This window comes from Kribbella qitaiheensis, assembly GCF_042657745.1.
GTDB classification, from domain to species: domain Bacteria; phylum Actinomycetota; class Actinomycetes; order Propionibacteriales; family Kribbellaceae; genus Kribbella; species Kribbella qitaiheensis.
Genome location: NZ_JBHSKE010000029.1, coordinates 22,601 through 39,951 on the forward strand (window position 1 = coordinate 22,601; position 17,351 = coordinate 39,951).

Below are 17,351 nucleotides of genomic sequence, written 5' to 3' on the forward strand. Positions count from 1 at the left end.
ACGACCGCTCGTACGCCGATGCGGAAGGTCAGGCGGCCGGGCGGGTGGCGACGAGGGTGCCGATCTTGTTGATGCGGTGTTCGGGGTTGCCGAGGGCGTCGCTCCAGTAGTTGCCCTCCGCGTGGTCCTCCGGGGTCGCGCAGGTGGAAAGCGTGATCATGGCGCGAGTCGGCTTCTCACCCGGGCGACCGGGGACGGCCGCGTTCTGCTGGGCCTTCTCCTCGGGCTTGCGGAACGAGATCTTCATCGTCTTGATGACCAGGTAGTCGTAGATCTTCCCGTCCGCGGTCACCAGGATGTGGTCGCCGTTCTGCATCTCCGGCACCCGCCCGAACGGCCTCCCGTGCGTAGTCCGGTGCGCGGTCAGGATGAAGTTGCCGATCTCGCCCGGACCGACCCCGCCGGCCGAGCCGCGCGGGCTGGCGGCGACCCCGCGGTTCTGGATCACCGTGCCGGGGCGATCGTCCGCAGTACCGGTGTAGGCCACCACCCGCAGCTCGCGTACCCCGATGGCCGGGATCCCGATGCTCATCGCGGTCGTGGTCATCGTCCGCTGGGCGGTCGGTTTCGGCACCGGGCGCACGGTCTTCTCCGGCACCGAACGCTCCGGCTCCGTCGGCTTCGGGTCCAGGCTTGGCGTGGTCGGTGGAGCCGTCGAAGGCGTCTCGGCGATCGTGTCGGCGACATCCGAGCAGCCCACCAGGGCAGCCGTCAGCAGTATCGCGACCACCAACCTCCCCATCATGGTGAAAAAGTAGCTCGCAATGCCAACTAGGCGGGTGCGTGCTCCTTCAGAACAGTCATGAACGCGCGCATCCAGCCCGGGTGGTCCGGCCAGGCGCGCCCCGACACCACGTTGCCGTCCACGACCGCGTCGCCGTCGACCCACTCCCCGCCGCCGGCCCGTATGTCGGTCGCCAGCGCGGGGTACGCCGAGGTCTTGCGCCCCTGCAGTACTCCGGCCGCCGCCGGGATGAGTGGTCCGTGACAGAGCTGCGCGACGGGCTTCGCCTCGCCGTAGAAGTGCTTCACGATCCGCAGGCAGTCCTCGTCGTTGCGGATGTACTCCGGCGCGCGCCCGCCCGGGATCACCAGCGCGACATAGTCCTCGGGATTCACGTCGGCGAAGGCGAGATCGGCCTGCCAGGTGTGCCCGAGCTTCTCCGTGTACGTGTCGAACCCGTCCACGAAGTCGTGCACCACGAACTGCAACTTCTTCGCGCTCGGCGCCGCAATGTCAACCTCGTACCCCTCCTCCTGCAACCGCTGGTACGGGTAGAACACCTCGAGCGTCTCCGCCGCATCCCCCGTGAGAATCAATACCTTCGCCATCACAACTCCTCCGCCGCCGGATCCTGCAGCCAGCCTCCGCCGCCCCCTCGCACCCGGTCAACCCCCCGGTTTGGTCGTGAGCGCGGCAGCTGGACCTGTACGTCGTACAGGTGAAGGACTGGCTCGTACGTCGGGGCGCGGGCCGGGGTGAGTGTGTGCAGCCGGGGTCAGTCGGTAGTGAAGGTGGCGGGGCCCAAGCGGAGGGTGCCGGAGGTGAGGGGTTCGCAGCGGATGCCGCCGTGGGAGCGGAGGGCTTTGAAGGCGCCCGGGGCCAGGACTTGGTCCATCCAGGCGCAGGGGTTCGCGGGCCGGTGGGCCTGGAAGGTGATCGGACCGGAGCCGCTGTCGAGGGTGAAGGTCGCGCCTGGGACGCGGTGGCCGGATTCGTCCCTGCGCGCGGCCAGTTGGTCTACGGGGAAGCCGCGAAGAACGATGTTGCGGCGGAGAAGATGCGGATCCGGTGCGGCGGCGAGCCCGAGATCGAGGGCGAGTTGGTCGAGCACGGCGGCGTCGAGAACCGTAACGGCAGCGTTGCGGTGGATCGCCTGGTTGAAATATCTGTCGCCGACGATTCCCAGCCCGGACTTGATCGTGACCTCCGAGCGCTGGATCGGCTCAGGCTCAGGCCGCGGACCGTCCTGAGGCCGCCCCTCGAACGCGTGCACCGCCGAAACCACCAAAGCCACGATCTCCACCGGAACACCCTCAGCCACACCCCCACGCTACTCGCCACCCACCGCCCCGACCGCGCCCGAACACGCCCCGACGTACGCCGGCCGTCGTAGGGGGTCAGCCCCAGGTGAGGGGGTCTAGGAGGTGGTAAAAGGCTAGGCGGTTGGGGTCGGCGGGGCCGTAGGTGGTGAGAAAGGTGGGGGCGGCGCCCGGGTGGTGTTCGTCGAGTTGGGCTTTGAGGAGGGCCAGGTCGGAGTGGCGGTCGGCGATGCCCAGGCGGCCCAGGTCGATCAGGCCGGTGCACTCGAGGGTGTCAGGGTCAAAGAGGACGTTCGGGAGGCAGGCGTCGCCGTGGCAGACGACCAGGTCTGCCGCGGGCACCTCGGCGCGAGCAGAAACCTCAGCGTAGATCTTGGCCAGCAGGTCTTCCGGTCGGACTTGGCGCCACTCGTCGGTGAGGAAGTTCGGGTTCACGGCACCACGCCGTACTACGTCCTCTGCCTGGCTGACGACGTCTTGCAGCCGCCGCTCGAACGGGCACTTCTCGGCAGGGAACTCGTGCAAGGACCGGATCACCCCCGCGAGGCTGTCGGACAGAGCACGAGACCAGGGCAGCTCGGCAGCAGCGACCCCACGAACGGCAGTCGTCAGCAGGCAAGCGCCATCGAGGGACTCGACCCAGCCGACCACCTCAGCACCGGGAAGCCCGGTCCCGGCAAGCCACTCCACCCGGTCACGCTCATCACGCAACTCCGGCACTCCAGCGGCGCCACAGCGTTTGGCGAAGACGTCGCCGCGACGGAATACCTCGGCCGCCGACTCGCCAACGGTGACCGGCTCCCACCCACTCCCCGGCAGCTCCATCGATCAATCCTCACACAAAGGCCGCTCACCCCAAGGCAACCAGGACGCGGACTATAGAGTCCCTTCAAGGTGGTTCTGACCGAGATGCGGAGCCGGACATGACGATCCTTCGCTGGCTGCGAACGCGGGATGCCAACCTGTCCGCGCTGCGCCGCAGCTCCCGGGCCGCGCTCATCATGCCGGTCCTGTTCGCCCTGTACGCCGAGGTGGTCGGCGACGCCAACGCCGCGACGTTCGCCGCCTTCGGCTCGATGTCGCTGCTGATCTTCGTCGACTTCGGCGGCCAGATCCGGGACCGCGTCCTCGCGCAGGGTTCGCTGGTACTGGCCGGCGCGGTGCTGATCTGCGTCGGGACGCTGGCGGCCCAGCGGATCTGGCTCGCGGTACCGGCGATGTTCCTGGTCTCGTTCGCGGTGTTGTTCAGCGCCGTCGTCAGTTCGGTGTTCGCCAGCGCGACCACCGCTCTGCTGGTCAGCTTCGTCCTACCGGTCAACCTCCCAGGTGCCGTGAGCGTCATCCCGGACCGGCTGCTCGGCTGGCTGACCGCCGGCCTCGTGTCGATGATCGCGATCGCCGTCCTCTGGCCCGCACCCACCAAGGATCCGTTGCGGCTGGCAACAGCCCGGACCCTGGCGCTGCAAGCCAGAACCCTGCGCGCCGAGGTCGGCCGCATCCGCGCCGCACACGGCGCCCCGCCCACCCAGACCAACAACACCCCGCCCAGCGACGCCCCAACCACCGCCGCCGCCGACAACACCGACGCCAAGGCCACCGACGTCCGGAGCGCCGACGCAGAGATCACCGACGACCTGAACGACAGCGCCGAGGCCGTCGCACACCTACGCAAAACCTTCTTCAGTACTCCGTACCGCCCGACCGGCCTGTCCACCGCGACGCGGACCCTGGTCCGGCTGATCGACCAGATCCTGCTGCTCCAGTCCGTCCTCGAGCAACCCCCGCTCGCCCACACTCCCGGCCGGCACGTCAAGGCAGTCTGCGAGGTCAAGCTCGCGGCGGCGACCCTGCTCGACCACGGCGCCACCGTGCTGGAAACGGTCGGCGACCCGACCACCCTCGACGCCGACCTGGCCCAGCTCCGGAAGACGCAGCGGGCGATGGAAGAAGCCATGACCTCGGCCCTTCCACACAAGGAGGACTACACCGAGTTCGTCACCTCACTGGAGCCAGGCTTCCGTGCCCAGGAGATGGCCTTCGCGATCTCCGAGATCAGCCAGAACATCAGGTTCACCGTCGCCGCCAGACGCCGTACCTGGTGGCAACATGTCGCCGGCAGCCCACCACCAGGCGCGGGCTCGGCCCTCGCCTCGGCGCAAGACCGGGCAGGCGCCCACGTGGAGCGGCACTCGTTCTGGCTGCACAACAGCCTCCGGGGCGCCGCCGCCCTCGCGATCGCAGTACTGGTCGCCGACCTGACCGGCGTCGGCCATTCCTTCTGGGTCGTCCTCGGCACTCTGTCGGTACTGCGGTCCAACGCGCTGACCACCGGCCAGAACGTCGTCCGCGCGCTGGCCGGGACTGTCGTCGGCATCCTGATCGGCGTCGCCCTCATCCTCGCCGTCGGCACCAACACCATGGCCTTCTGGTTCCTGCTCCCGATCGCCGTCCTCTTCGCCGGCTTGGCCCCCGCGGCGATCTCCTTCGCCGCCGGGCAGGCCGGCTTCAGCGTGGTGATCCTGATCCTCTTCAGTCTGATCCAGTCGTCAGGCTGGGAGCTGGGCCTGGTCCGGATCGAGGACGTCGCTCTCGGCGCCGTGGTCAGTCTCGTGATCGGCGCGGTCTTCTGGCCGCGCGGCGCCGTCCCCGCACTCCGGCAGGCCCTGTCCGAGGCGCTCTCCGACAGCGCCCGCTACCTCGGCAGCTCAGTCGGGTACGCCGTGTCGCGGTGCGACGCGCTCGCTCCGCGGGCGGATCCGCCAGCCGGGGATGCCCGCGAGGCGGCGGCATCCGCCCGGCGGCTGGACGACGCCTTCCGCGGGTTCCTCACCGAGCGCGGCACCAAGCAACTCCCGCTCGCCGAGGTGACAGCCCTGATCTCCGCGGTCGCCCTGATCCGCCTGACCGCCGAGTCGATCCTCGACCTGTGGCGCGACGATCAGGGCGAGCCGGGCGTCGACAGAACGGCCGCGCGCACCGAGATCATCGCCGCGACCGACCAGGTCCTCGCCTGGTACCAGCAGGCCGCCCAGGCCCTCGCCGATCCCGACGACCTCCCGGCACCGCTGACCCCCGACCACTCCGCGAACGCCCGGCTCGTCGACGCAGTACGCCGGGACCTGGGCGGGGCGGAGACCCCGGTCGCAGTACGGCTGATCTGGACCGCCGACCACCTGGACGCGATCCGTCGCCTCCAGCACAGCCTCTCGGCACCATTCGAGGCCACCAGTCAGAGCATCCTGGCGAAGTCCCCCGCCTGAAGCGACGACCCGGCCCGAAGAATCTAGGAAGAGGATTCGCGGATGATCAGTTGCCAGGGGAAGTCGAAGACCTGGCCGGGAGCCCCTTCGCGGTCGGTGAGCCGGCCGACGATGATCCGGCTCAGGGCCGCGTTGAACCCGACCGGCCCGACCGTCGACAGCGACGGATCCAGGTGTTCACCCTCCGGAGTGTTGCCCACCCCGATCACCGCGAGATCGCCTGGCACGTCCAACCGGAGCCGATGCGCCGCCCGGATCGCCGCGATCGCCGCGAAGTCCGTGGTGCAGTACAACGCGGTCGGCCGGTCCGGCTTGGTGAGCACGGACATCGCCGCCCGGTAGGCACCTTCCGGATGCGGCTCGAAGGTCGCCACCTCGCCGAGCGGCAACCCGGCGGCCGCCATCGTCCGCCGGTACGCGTCGAAGCGCGGTGATCCCTCGAGCTTCGACGTGAGCGCGCCGATCCGGGTATGCCGTTCGAGCAGATGCTCCACGGCCAGGTGACACCGCGGCTCGGCACCCGACCGGATCACGTCGAATCCCCGCGGCTCCAGCACCTCGCTGAACGCCACGATCTGCACGCCCTGGTCCGCGAAGGCCTCCAGTTGATCCACCAACTCCGGATCGTCGGCCACATGGTCGATGAAGATGACGTCGGGCGTCCGGTTCGCCAGCACCGTCCGCCAGTCGCCGTCGGCAACGATCAGCGCGGTCTTCCCCAGCGGAGTCACCGCATCGCTCACAGCAGCAGCGACAGCCTGCGCCCAAGGATCGGCGAGCACGCTGAGCGACAGCAGGACAAGGTCGGACTTGCCCGTACGAATCGCGCGCGCCGCGTCGTTGCGCCGGTACCCGAGCCGGGTGGCCACCTCGCGCACCCGGTCCGCGGTCGTCTCGGAGATCGTCTGGCCGCGGCGATGACCGGACAGCACGTACGACACCGTGGCGATCGAGACCCCCGCCTCGGCGGCCACCGTACGCAGCGTCGGCTTGTCGGTCATCCCCGTCGGCATGACACCGATTCTCTCAGAACGGTGACCTCAGCCCTTGACGGCGCCGGTGATGACGCCCTTGTTGAAGTGCCGCTGCAGGAACGGGTAGACCATCGCGATCGGCACCAGCGCGACCACCACGACCGCCATCTGCAGGGACTGCGGCTGTGACGGCGGCGCGACGCCCAACTGGTCCGCCGACAGCGACTTCCCTTGCAGCACGTAGGTCCGCAGGATCACCTGCACCGGCCACTTCGCCGTGTCGTTGAGGTACAGCAGCGCGTTGAAGAACGCGTTCCAGAACCCGACCGCGTAGAACAGCCCGACCACGGCGATCACCGCCTTCGACAGCGGCATCACGATCCGCCGCAGGATGGTGAAGTCGCTCGCCCCGTCGATCCGCGCGCTCTCCAGGATCTCCTGCGGCACGTTCATGAAGAACGTCCGCATCACCACGAAGTTGAACGCCCCCAGCGCGCCGGGCAGGATCAGCGACCACAGGCTGTCGATCAGCCCGAGCTGCTTGACGATCAGGAACATCGGGATGATGCCCGGCGCGAACAGCAGGGTGAACAGCACCAGCAGCAGCACGGGCCGCCCGAAGAGCACCGGCCGTGAAGTGGCGTAGGCGAGCGCGATCGTGGTGGCCAGCGCAATCGCAGTACCGACCACTGTGACGAAGACGCTGACCATGATCGCGCGTCCCATCAGACCGCCGCTGAACAAGGTCTCGTACGCCTTCACCGTCGGGTGCGACGGCCACAGCACGTACCCGCCGGCGGAGATGATGTCCTGGTCGCTGGCCAGCGACGTCGACACCACGACCATGATCGGGATGATGATGGCGAGCGCGAAACCGCCGAGCACGACCGCCTTGATGGTCTGGTAGGCCGGCGACGGCCGCTCCTTCCAGATCGGCCTCATGACTGCCCTCTCTTCTGGAAGATGCCGGGTTCGCCCAGCCGGTGGGCGATCGAGTTGGCGCCCCAGAGCAGCAACGCGCCGACGACTCCCTTGGCCAGACCCGCCGCGGCCCCGCTGCTCCAGTCACCACCAACGACGCCGGCGTAGTACGTGAACGTGTCCAGTACTTCGGCCGCGCCCGGGCCGACCGAGTCGCGCTGCAGGATGAACTGCTCGAAACCCACGCTGAGCACGTCGCCGATCCGCAGGATCAGCAGCAGCACGATCACGGTCCGCATCGACGGCAGGGTGATGTGCCACAGGCGGCGCCACCGGCCGGCACCGTCCGCGGCGGCCGCCTCGTACAGGGAGACGTCCACGGCGGACAGCGCGGCGAGGAAAATGATCATCGCCCAGCCGGCGTCCTTCCAGACCAGTTGCGCGACCACCAGCAGCGGGAAGGTGTCCGGGTTCGTCATGAACGGGATCGGGTCGAGCCCGGCCTGCCGGAGCAGGTTGTTGACGAAACCCGCACCACCGAGCGACTGCTGGAACAGCGCGATCACCAGCACCCAGGACAGGAAGTGCGGCAGGTACGCGATCGTCTGGAACGCGCGCCGGACCCGGTTGCCCACCAGGGAATCCACGATCAGCGCCATCGCCAGCGGCACCGGGAAGAACAGCACCAACTGGACGAAGGCGAGCACCAGCGTGTTGCGCAGCGCGTCCCAGAAGTCGGGATTGGCGTACAGGTTGATGAAGTTCTGCACGCCGTTCCACTCGCTGTGCATGATCCCGAGGTACGGCTGGAAGTCCTGGAAGGCAACCACGTTGCCGAGCACCGGCACGTAGAAGAACACCAGCAGGAACAGCACGCCGGGCAGCATCAGCACCAGCATCTGCCAGTCCCGCCGCAACCGGACCCCGAACGGCAACTCATGTCCGGTACTGCGCTGACGCCTGCCGCGCCGCCGCTTGGGCGTTTCCCTGACTGCCTCGGCGGATTCCGGCCGCTCTGTCACCAGTGTCATCGGCGGCCTCAGGACGCGGTGACCGGAACGCCTGCGGGCAGCACGGCCTCGAACTCGCCGCGCATCTTGTCACCGCCGCCGGACTTCCAGCGCTTCAGCGCCTCGTCGTACGCGTCCATCTTCTGCCGGCCGGTGACGATGTCGATGATCGTGTCGCGGAACGCCTCGGTCAGCTTGGGTCCGACCTTGCTGCTGGTGTCGGAGTAGGTGCCGGCCGTCGGGTTGCGCATCGCGTACTGCAGCAACTTCTGCTCGGTCGCGTGCACCTTCCGGGTGTCCTCGGGGTAGGCCGGGTTGAAGATCACGCTCTCCGGCGCGGTCATGATCTGCAGCGCGCTGACCAGTCCCGGCGCCTGCTGGTTGCCGGCCTGGGTGAGCACCGGGTTCTTCTTGGCGTCCAGCTTGTACTGCTCGCCCGCGGTACCGAAGTTCTTCTGCAGGTACTCCTTGGTGCCGAACGGCGCGGAGAGGTAGTTGACCAGGGCAAGGAGTTCGCGGATCCGGCCCTCGTCGGTCTTCTTGAACGGAGTGAACCCGACGGTGCCGTAGCCCATGTCGTAGACCGGCTTGGCCTTGCCGTCGTGGCCGAACGGGATCATCGTATCGACGAACAGCGTCGGGTCGGCGGCCCGGAAGTCGGCGGTCGCCCGCGGGCCGACGGTGACCTGCGCCGCGATCTGGCCGTTCACCGTCTTCGGGGTCGCGTCGGCCAGGTTGAGGTCGGGGTAGAAGACCTTCGCCGCCCACAGCTTCGCGGCGTACTCGACCGCGGCCTTGTAGTTGTCGGTCTCGTAGAGGTGCGTCAGCGAGCGGTCCTGGTTGACCCGCCAGCCGTTCGGCGCACCGAACCACTCGCCGAACATGTGCAGCATGTTCACGATCGCCGGCTCCAGCGCGTAGTTCGTGCCGCGGGTCAGTTCCTTGCACTTGGCGAAGAACTCGTCGGCCGTCTTGCACTGCAGGCCGCCCACCTTGGCCCAGGTCTTCGGGTTGCCCATCATCACCTGGCCGAACGGCGTCGACGGGATCGGAGCGCCCCAGATCTTGCCGTTCACCACCGCCGTCCGCCAGGAGGCCGGCTTGAGCGCCGCGAGGTTCGGGTACTCCAGCACCGCGTCGCCGGACAGGTACTTGGTCAGGTCCTGGAACTTCGCCTCCAGCATCGGGCCGATGTTCGGGATGCCCTGGTTCGGCGGCAGCCACATCAGGTCCGGCAGCGAGTCGCTGGCCAGCAGTGTCGCGAACTTCTCCGGGTAGCCCGGGTCGGTGCCGATGGTGAGCTTCAGGTCCGCGCCGAGCGCCTGGTTCAGCGCCTGCCACATCGGATTGCTGCCCATCGGCGGCGGGGGCGTCGCGAACGTCTCGGTGAGCGCGGTCACCGCGTTCTTCAGCGGCGGCGCCTGCACGCTGGCGATCGCGTTCTCGGGGAACTGCAGGAAGCCGGGCTCGAGGCCGGACTCGGCCCCGGCAAGCTCGGGCCGCAGCCCTTCGAACGCCTTGTAGGTCGGCAAGGCCACGTCACCCGACGCCTTGGCGCCACCGCTCGCTGCCCCGCCGTCGCCACAACCGGCCAGCGTCGGGCCGAGAACGACCGCACCCAGCGCGGCACCACCCAGTCCCAGGAACCGCCTGCGCCCGTACCTGCTCTCCATAACTGACCTCATCCTATGCTCGATCTGACCGTTTGTGTCCGAATTTGCAGCAAGCACTCACTAACGATCACTTAAACGTTAACCGGGACCGTAAACCCAGCCCTCCCGATCACGCAAGGCCGAACCGAAGATTCACACTTCCGCAACAGCAGGGATACGCGGTGCCGCCAGCCTGGAGGCATGGACCACCTGCACAGTTCAGACTTCTCCCGGCCTGACATCTCCCGCGCAGACATCTCCCGGGCCGTCACCGCCGGTACTGCGTGCGACGTGTGCGGGCGGTTACCTCACCCAGCCCGGCTCCGCCTGACCCTGGCCAAGCTCGCCGCGATCTTCCCGGTCGAGCTCGCCCTGCACGCCCTGATCCTGCGGATGCATCCGCCCTACCTCGTGTCCGTGAGCCTGCTGGCGCTCACCACCACCGCGCTGGTGATCTGGGTGATCGAGCCGTCCACCATGCGACTGCTCCGGACCTGGCTGCACGCCCCCGACCACCACGCCCGGCACCAGGCTCAGACGGGCCTTCGGCAAGCGCCGTCACTCTGGCGGATCAGGGTCACACTGGAGGACCGAGCCGGCGAACTGGAGCACCTCACCCACGGACTGGCCGAGCTCGGCGCCAACATCCTCGGCCTGCACATCCACCCGGTCGCGGACGGCGTACGGGATGAGCTCGCGGTCTCCACGCCGGACGCGGTTCGACCGGAGGAGTTGCTGGACGTCGTTACGGCTGCTGGCGGCCGGAACGCGCACCTGTGGCCGACGACGGCACTCGCGCTGGTCGACGGGCAGACCAAGGCGCTGAACCTGTCCGCGCAAGTCGTTGCCGATCCGGCGGAACTCCCGCACGCAGTGGCGGAACTGCTCGGCGCGCAACAGGTCACCGATCCCAAGGCCTTCGATGGACAGCAGTTGCCCAGCGACGGAACGATTCTGAAGATCCCTTCGCCGTGGAGCGGGTTGTACGTGTTCACGCGACCGGGCGAACCGTTCACTCCGGCGGAGTCCGCCCGCGCCCATCGCCTCGCCCAGGTCGCCGAAGCCTCGCGAGCGATCAGCCCGGCGCGGTGATCAGTCGCGGTTGGTGACCTCGAAAGCGACCACGGCCGCGGCGACGGCGACGTTCAGGGACTCGACACCGGCGTGCAGCGGGATCTGCAGGTCCTCGTCGGTGGCGACCGAGATGCCGTGCGTCTCGCCACCGAGCACGAACACCGAGCGCGGTGCCAGGTCGGCCTTGAAGAGCGACTGCCTGGAGCGCGCGGACAGGCCGTAGATGCGATAGCCGGCCTCGGTCAACATGTTCACGGCCGCCTTCGCAGTGGCGACGTTGACGATCGGGGCCTGGAACGCCACCCCGGCTGATGCCTTGATCACCAGCGGCCCGACGTGCGGCGTACCGGCTTTCGGCAGGATGACGCCGTCGAAGCCGGCGCCGGTGGCGGTTCGCAGGATCATCCCGACGTTGCCCGGGTTCGTCACGCCGTCGAGCAGGAAGACCTTGGTCGGCCGCTTGCCGCGAGCCCGGACGAACTCGGCCAGCGGCGTCATCCGGGGCGCGTTCACGTCGGCGACCACACCCTGGTCGTGCTTGCCGTTGCCGGCCAGCCACTTCACCCGGGTCGCCGTCGCCCGCTCGACCGGCGTACCGGTGCGGGCCGCTGCCTTCAGGATGTCGTCCATCGAGTGCCCGCCGGCGTTGTCCGCGACGATGATCTTGGCGACCGACAGGGCGGGATCGTTGAGCGCCTCGAGCACCGGCTTCCGTCCGAAGATGGTGATCCACTTGTCCCGCGGCGACAACCGCTCCCGCTCCTCCGAGCCCTTCTGGTTCACCGCATCACCGTACAGGCGTGGACGCGACGGGCGAACTCCCGCGTCCACAGAGGCCTTCCGATAGTTTCCGGAGAGCCGAATCGCGGAAGTTCCGGATATAGTTCCGATAGTTTCAGTGCTTCCTCCCCGGCGCTGCGAAGGAACCGCTCATGACCGAACCCGTGGTCCCGTTCCGCCAGGTCGACCTGTGCCGACTGGCCGGCGACGCACGGCTCGGCCGACCGATCGCAGCCACCTGTACGTCGCTGTGGTTCCGCCCCGACGCGTACTTCGGCGCGCGGCGCGCGGGCGACGCGGAGTACGGGACCGTGCGTCAGGTCGAACTGCTGCTGAGCCTGCTCGGCGAATGGACCGAGGTGGTCGCGGTCGCCACGCGGCGGACCCGGCGGACCGCGATCGAGGAGTTGACAGCGGCCCTCGTGGTGTTCGCGGACGGCACCATCGCGACGGTGCTGAACAGCCTGCTCGCGGCGCGCGAGGTCGGCTGGTTCCGGTTCGACTTCGAGCACGCGACGGTTGAGATCGACCAGCAGCAAGGGACTTGCAACATCACCGCGACCCCGGGCCGGGAGCAGCCGGTCGCCCAAGCCTGGACGGAGAGCGTCCGCACGCCGACGGCACCCGAGGACTCAGAGGCAAGCGATCGGACTGCGGCGCACGAGTTGCTTGCCGCTTTGCGTGAGGCGGCTCGGACCGGGCGGTCGGTGCGTCGTGGTGAGAGGGGCTTCACCGCGACCGGTTGAGATCTGCGAGTGGTTGAGATCCCTGGACAATCCCGGTAGACCCTTGAACCGACCCGGAAGAAGGAGCTTGGGTGGCGACCGCTGACGGAGCCCGCATCACCATCACCGACATCGCCCGCGAGGCCGGGGTCTCGGTGCCGACGGTGTCGCGCGTGCTGAACGGCCGCGCCGACGTGGCTCCCGGTACCCGTGCCAAGGTCGAGGGACTGCTCGAGCACCACGGGTACCGCCGCCGCGGCTCGCGGCAGACCGAGCGCGCCAACCTGATCGACCTGGTCTTCAACGACCTGGACAGCCCGTGGGCGGTCGAGATCATCCGCGGCGTCGAGGAGGTCGCGCACAGTTCGGGCATGGGCACGGTCGTGTCGGCGATCCACCGCCGGTCGACCTCGGCCCGGCAGTGGATGCAGAACCTGCAGGCCCGGACCTCCGACGGCGTCATCCTGGTCACCTCCGGCCTGGAGCCGAGACTGCAGGCCGAGCTGCGGCGGTTGCAGGTGCCGAGCGTGGTGATCGACCCGGCCGGCGTGCCCAGCCTCGAGGTTCCGACCATCGGAGCGACGAACTGGGCCGGCGGGCTGAGCGCGACGGAGCACCTGATCAAGTACGGACACCGGCGCATCGGGCTGATCGCCGGGCCACCTCGATTGCTCTGCAGCCGCGCCCGCCAGGACGGGTACAAGGCGGCGCTGGACGCTGCCGGGCTCTCCTGCGAAGGCCTGATCTACGAGGGCGACTTCTACCACGAGTCGGGATTCGTCGGCGCCGGTGAACTGCTCGACCTCGCCGACCCGCCGACTGCGATCTTCGCCTCCAGTGACCAGATGGCCCTCGGCGTCTACGAGGCGGTTCGCCGTCGCGGATTGCGGGTGCCGGACGACATCAGCGTGGTCGGGTTCGACGACCTGCCCGAGTCCCAGTGGGCGAGCCCGCCGCTGACCACGGTCCGCCAGCCGCTGGCCCAGATGGGCATGGTGGCCGCCCGTTCGGTCATCCGACTGATGAACGGCGAGGATCTCGAGAGCCCCAAGATGGAACTGGCCACCGAACTGATCGTCCGCGACAGCACCTACGCCATCAGCTGATCGGTGGCAGCGGCAACCAAGTCGGCGCGGAGTTCGTGGCCGCCGTCGAACTCGCGGTAGTCGACCTCGTAGCCGTCCTCGCGGAGCACCGGCACGATCCGCCGGCTGCAGCGGTCGATCGGCAGCACCTGGTCCCGGACGCCGTGCGAGACGAAGATCCTCGGCCGGCCCGGTCGCGGTCCGGAGACCACGAAGCCCGGCGAGTACGCGAGAACGTGGGTGAACAGCTCACCGTTCACCAGCCCGAGGCTCAGCGCGTACGACGCGCCGTCGGAGAACCCGGCGATCCCCAACCGAGCGGGATCGACCGCGAACCGCTCGAACGCCACCCGCAGGACCAGATCGAGCGGGCCGACATCCGGGCCGAAGCCGCCCCGGATCACGTCCCAGGTGTAGTCCTGCGATTTGGGTGCCAAGAGCAAGAATCCCCGCTGCCGCGCCTCGTCCTCCAGGTATGGCAGGGCCTGGCGTGGGTTCGAGGTCGCTCCGTGCAGGAGCACGACCAGCGGCACCGGCCCGACGGGCAACTCCGGTGGCACCAGCAACGCGGCCGACCGATCCTCGGCCCCGAGCCAGTGGAGCCCGGCCGGAAAGGGCTCCCTGCTCGTCCCACCTGGCCTCGCGTTCAACATCCCGGACTGCCACCCCTGCCGCACCCCATCGGCAACCTCACGACCAGTCATCTGCAGACCATACCCAGCACGGCCGGCTGAGGTCGGCGCCGACCAGCCCCGGTACGTCGGGAGGCGCGGCGTGGGGTCAACCAGCGCAGCGCGGGCGCACCGGAGTACGGGGTGGTCAGGCTTGTTTCGGGGCTCGCCAGAGGAGGGAGTTGAGGGGGTCGTCGGAGGGACGTTCGACGCAGTTGTTGTGTTTCGGCTTGTCCGCGCGGCCCCACGCGTCGTCACCGAACCAGGGCGGAACCCCGAACGGCAGATCGCGAAGCGGGACAGCGGCGTAGTCCGTCTCCAGGAACTTCGGGCCGTAGTTCGGCCCGGTCGCGTCGCCGTCGGGATCAGGCGTGACGATGTCGCGCAGGTCCGTCACGGCCTTGCGCCAACTGTCCAGCAGCACCTGCGGACTGCGGCTGGACGGATGCGGCACCTCGAAGACCGGCACGTCCGGCTTGCTGTCCCACAGGCGTACCGCGGTGCGTGCCTGCGCGCCGAACGCCACGATCGCCTGGGTCTGCGGTCCGGTGATCAGGTCGAGCAACGTGTTGCGCCAGCGCAGGTGGTCCTGCTCCGACAACAGCGGCGCCGCCTGCTGCGCGCGGGACGGTCTCAGCGCATAGGCGTAGGCGTTGACCAGCGCATAGCTCGACGTCAGCCCGAGCTTGGTGAGGAAACCCTGCACCCGTTGGCCCGCGTCGCCGACCAGCGTCCGGCCGGCGATCCGCTCGGTCGGGCCGGGATCGGACGCCACGCCGAGCAGCCGCGCCGACCGATTCAGCCGGCCGCGGTAGAAGATCGGCCCCCAGTCGTACCAGAAATTGTTCCGGTATGCCGCATAGCTGGGCAGTGCTCCGAGATGCCGTGCCACCGCTGCCGGTGGACCCGCGTCGAATTCCACCATCGAATGCCTCCCCCTGGAGGCTCCATAGCATACGCTCGTGAACACAGGCCGGGGGGCTTTGATCAGGGGAGGCGGCCATGTTCGTCCTGCGCGGAACCGTTGTCACGTTGCGACCTGACGGCGAGGTGCTCAGCCGCGGCGCCGTCTATGTCGGCGACGACGGCCTGATCGCTGCGGTCACCCCCGGCGACGACGAGCCGCCCGGCTTCGAGAACGCCCCCCGGATCGCCGCGGGCGGGGTGATCTACCCGGGCCTGATCGACCTGCACAACCACCTGATGTACAACAGCCTGCCGCTGTGGACCGAACCAGCCCGCAAGGTCCCCTGGACCTCGCACAACCAGTGGGGCGGCGCCCCGACGTACAGCGACACGATCAGCAAACCCGCCCGGCTGCTGGGCGCCGCGGCCGGACGCGCCCTGCTCCGGTACGTCGAGACGCGGGCCATCGTGGGCGGGACCACCTCGATCCAGGGCAACCCGCGCGGCGCCGTACCGCCGGACGACGACCTGATCCGCAACGTCGACTCGGAGAAGCTGGGCACCCGGGAGGACTTCATCCGGGTCAGCACACTCGTTGCCGACAGCACCGAGGCGCTGGCGTCGTACGTGACCGCGGTGCAGCAGGGGCGCGGCTTCATCGCGCACACCGCGGAGGGTACGGATCCCAAGCTGCGCAAGGAGTTCCAGCTGCTTGACGACGTCGGGGTGGTGAAGCGGCAACTCGTCGCGATCCACGGCGGCGCGCTGACCGCGGAGGACTTCGCCAACCTGCAGGGCGGCGGCTCCAGTCTGGTCTGGTCGCCCTTCTCGAACTACTGGCTGTACGGTGCGACCGCGGATGTCACCACGGCCAAGGCGAAGGGCGTCCGGCTCTGCATCGGCTCGGACTGGGGACCCTCGGGTACCCGCAACGTGCTCTGGGAGCTCAAGGTCGCCGATCTGTGGAACCAGGCCCAACCGCAGCAGGTGTTCACCGACGAGGAACTGGTGCGGATGGCCACCTCGAACCCGGGTGAGGCCCTGTCCGGCGTCTGGCCGCACCCGGTCGGCCGGATCGAGAAGGGCGCGCTGGCCGACCTGATCGTGGTCGGACGCGGCCAGGACGACGTGCATCGCAATCTGATCGCGGCCACGGAGGCGGACATCCGGCTCGTCGTGGTCGGCGGCCGCGCGCGGTACGGACTGCGGGCGCTGATGTCCACGCTCGCTCCCGCCGCGACCCGGATCAGCGTCGGCCGACTCAGCCGCGCGATCGACTACGGCGACCCGACGGTCACCTGGAAGTCCGTGGTCGCTGACCTGGAGAAGGTCCGGAAGAATCCGGAGCGCGCCGCCGAGCGAGCGGTGGACGCCCTGACCGCGCTGGCTGCCGACGGCGTGGCCGGCGAGGACTCGTTCGTGCTGCTGCCCGACATGCCGGCGCCCGAGGTGGACGTCGATGCCCGCCGCCGGAACGGCCCAGTCGCAGAGGCTCCGGCACCGGTCAAGGTGCCGCCGCCCGAGCCGCTCACCACCGGCCCGTCCTGGTTCGACGCCGTCGACGCGAACCCCTTCCACCAAGGCCTCCTCTCCGGCCTCCGCGACTACGCCTGACTTCGCGTCCGCGGGCTGGACCTCAGGCGAACCTGGCCTTCACGCGGGCTTGGTGGCCTTGCCGTCGAGCCAGAGGGTGTCGGACTCGTCGCGGTGGACGCCGGTGGTGCCGACGTGCTTGGTGCCGATCTTGGGACCGTTCTTGATCACGTGCACCAGCGCCATCGCGTGCCCCCGACCGAGGTCGTAGTCCTCCTTCAGCCAGTCCGCGACCGCCCCCGCCTTGGTGTCCGGCCCCTCGAACCCACGCTCCCGGGCCAGGTCGACCAACTCCCGCGGCGTCAGCCCGGTCTTCTCCTCGATCTTGTCCAGGTAGGCCTGAAACGACATCCCGATCACCCTTTCGCGAGCAGCCCCAGCGGCCGCCTCACCCCAGCGTCGAAGACCTCACCCCGAAATCGACACGACCTGCTCAAAGAAGTTTCCGGGGAAGGTTTGCGGGTGGATCGGTGTTGATGGGAAGGCACAACTAGACAGAGGAGGCTGCTGATGAAGGTTCGACGTTCATTGCGCGCGTTGAAGGCCAAGGACGGCGCCCAGGTGGTGAAGCGGGGCAAGAGGGTCTACGTCCTCAACCGCAAGAACCCCCGCCTGCAGGCGCGCCAGGGCTGACCCCGGCGGCCTGAACTTCACCTG

The 17,351-nt window shown here is 68.8% G+C and carries 18 protein-coding genes; 6 read left to right on the plus strand and 12 right to left on the minus strand.

Annotation, left to right across the window (positions count from 1 at the left end):
- Window positions 1-28: 28 nt before the first annotated feature.
- The 4 genes from ACFPJ1_RS21605 to ACFPJ1_RS21620 form a co-directional block, all read right to left on the minus strand.
- Window positions 29-745 carry a class E sortase gene (locus tag ACFPJ1_RS21605; protein WP_380106389.1) on the minus strand — a complete coding sequence of 239 codons (717 nt, stop codon included), beginning with the start codon at window positions 743-745 and terminating at the stop codon, window positions 29-31.
- A 26-nt stretch (window positions 746-771) separates the two neighbouring features.
- Window positions 772-1,332 (minus strand): DJ-1/PfpI family protein, encoded by a 561-nt coding sequence (locus tag ACFPJ1_RS21610; protein ID WP_380106391.1) that lies wholly within the window; start codon window positions 1,330-1,332, stop codon window positions 772-774.
- Between the two features lie 167 nt (window positions 1,333-1,499).
- Window positions 1,500-2,045, minus strand: a complete 546-nt coding sequence (locus ACFPJ1_RS21615) for a molybdenum cofactor biosysynthesis protein (protein WP_380106393.1) — start codon at window positions 2,043-2,045, stop codon at window positions 1,500-1,502.
- Window positions 2,046-2,121: 76 nt separating this feature from the next.
- A complete protein-coding gene (locus tag ACFPJ1_RS21620; RefSeq protein WP_380106395.1) occupies window positions 2,122-2,868 on the minus strand; it encodes a phosphotransferase in 747 nt (248 codons plus the stop codon).
- 98 nt (window positions 2,869-2,966) lie between these two features.
- Here ACFPJ1_RS21620 and ACFPJ1_RS21625 point away from each other — a divergent pair, with 98 nt between their 5' ends.
- On the plus strand, window positions 2,967-5,303 hold the full coding sequence (locus ACFPJ1_RS21625; protein WP_380106397.1) for an FUSC family protein: 2,337 nt from the start codon (window positions 2,967-2,969) through the stop codon (window positions 5,301-5,303).
- Between the two features lie 23 nt (window positions 5,304-5,326).
- On the opposite strand, the gene ACFPJ1_RS21630 is transcribed toward ACFPJ1_RS21625, so the two are convergent.
- From ACFPJ1_RS21630 to ACFPJ1_RS21645, 4 genes are read right to left on the minus strand one after another with little or no spacing between them, the layout of a single operon-like run.
- Window positions 5,327-6,316: a LacI family DNA-binding transcriptional regulator gene (locus ACFPJ1_RS21630; RefSeq protein ID WP_380106399.1), complete on the minus strand. Its 990-nt coding sequence runs from the start codon at window positions 6,314-6,316 to the stop codon at window positions 5,327-5,329.
- A 27-nt stretch (window positions 6,317-6,343) separates the two neighbouring features.
- Entirely contained in the window at window positions 6,344-7,219 is an 876-nt protein-coding gene (locus ACFPJ1_RS21635) for a carbohydrate ABC transporter permease (RefSeq protein WP_380106401.1), read from the minus strand.
- On the minus strand, window positions 7,216-8,229 hold the full coding sequence (locus ACFPJ1_RS21640; protein ID WP_380106403.1) for an ABC transporter permease: 1,014 nt from the start codon (window positions 8,227-8,229) through the stop codon (window positions 7,216-7,218). The genes ACFPJ1_RS21635 and ACFPJ1_RS21640 overlap by 4 nt, the downstream gene beginning before the upstream one ends.
- A gap of 8 nt (window positions 8,230-8,237) precedes the next feature.
- Window positions 8,238-9,881 (minus strand): type 2 periplasmic-binding domain-containing protein, encoded by a 1,644-nt coding sequence (locus tag ACFPJ1_RS21645; RefSeq protein WP_380106405.1) that lies wholly within the window; start codon window positions 9,879-9,881, stop codon window positions 8,238-8,240.
- Window positions 9,882-10,061: 180 nt separating this feature from the next.
- Between ACFPJ1_RS21645 and ACFPJ1_RS21650 the strand changes: the two genes are divergently transcribed.
- Window positions 10,062-10,952 carry an amino acid-binding protein gene (locus ACFPJ1_RS21650; protein ID WP_380106407.1) on the plus strand — a complete coding sequence of 297 codons (891 nt, stop codon included), beginning with the start codon at window positions 10,062-10,064 and terminating at the stop codon, window positions 10,950-10,952.
- On the opposite strand, the gene ACFPJ1_RS21655 is transcribed toward ACFPJ1_RS21650, so the two are convergent.
- Window positions 10,953-11,717 (minus strand): TrmH family RNA methyltransferase, encoded by a 765-nt coding sequence (locus ACFPJ1_RS21655; protein ID WP_380106409.1) that lies wholly within the window; start codon window positions 11,715-11,717, stop codon window positions 10,953-10,955.
- Window positions 11,718-11,866: 149 nt separating this feature from the next.
- Between ACFPJ1_RS21655 and ACFPJ1_RS21660 the strand changes: the two genes are divergently transcribed.
- Window positions 11,867-12,460 carry a Gfo/Idh/MocA family protein gene (locus ACFPJ1_RS21660; protein WP_380106411.1) on the plus strand — a complete coding sequence of 198 codons (594 nt, stop codon included), beginning with the start codon at window positions 11,867-11,869 and terminating at the stop codon, window positions 12,458-12,460.
- Window positions 12,461-12,531: 71 nt separating this feature from the next.
- Entirely contained in the window at window positions 12,532-13,545 is a 1,014-nt protein-coding gene (locus ACFPJ1_RS21665) for a LacI family DNA-binding transcriptional regulator (RefSeq protein WP_380106413.1), read from the plus strand.
- Here ACFPJ1_RS21665 and ACFPJ1_RS21670 read toward each other — a convergent pair.
- Together ACFPJ1_RS21670 and ACFPJ1_RS21675 are read right to left on the minus strand one after the other, a co-directional pair.
- Window positions 13,530-14,228 carry an alpha/beta hydrolase gene (locus ACFPJ1_RS21670; RefSeq protein WP_380106415.1) on the minus strand — a complete coding sequence of 233 codons (699 nt, stop codon included), beginning with the start codon at window positions 14,226-14,228 and terminating at the stop codon, window positions 13,530-13,532. The genes ACFPJ1_RS21665 and ACFPJ1_RS21670 overlap by 16 nt on opposite strands.
- A 115-nt stretch (window positions 14,229-14,343) precedes the next feature.
- Window positions 14,344-15,120, minus strand: a complete 777-nt coding sequence (locus tag ACFPJ1_RS21675) for a uracil-DNA glycosylase family protein (protein ID WP_380106418.1) — start codon at window positions 15,118-15,120, stop codon at window positions 14,344-14,346.
- A gap of 77 nt (window positions 15,121-15,197) precedes the next feature.
- On the opposite strand from ACFPJ1_RS21675, the gene ACFPJ1_RS21680 reads away from it, so the two are divergent.
- A complete protein-coding gene (locus ACFPJ1_RS21680) occupies window positions 15,198-16,715 on the plus strand; it encodes an amidohydrolase family protein (protein ID WP_380106420.1) in 1,518 nt (505 codons plus the stop codon).
- Window positions 16,716-16,754: 39 nt separating this feature from the next.
- Here ACFPJ1_RS21680 and ACFPJ1_RS21685 read toward each other — a convergent pair whose 3' ends face one another.
- Window positions 16,755-17,045 carry a DUF4287 domain-containing protein gene (locus tag ACFPJ1_RS21685; protein ID WP_380106422.1) on the minus strand — a complete coding sequence of 97 codons (291 nt, stop codon included), beginning with the start codon at window positions 17,043-17,045 and terminating at the stop codon, window positions 16,755-16,757.
- Between the two features lie 159 nt (window positions 17,046-17,204).
- Here ACFPJ1_RS21685 and ACFPJ1_RS21690 point away from each other — a divergent pair, with 159 nt between their 5' ends.
- A complete protein-coding gene (locus tag ACFPJ1_RS21690) occupies window positions 17,205-17,327 on the plus strand; it encodes a ribosomal protein bL36 (protein ID WP_132291383.1) in 123 nt (40 codons plus the stop codon).
- Window positions 17,328-17,351 lie beyond the last annotated feature (24 nt).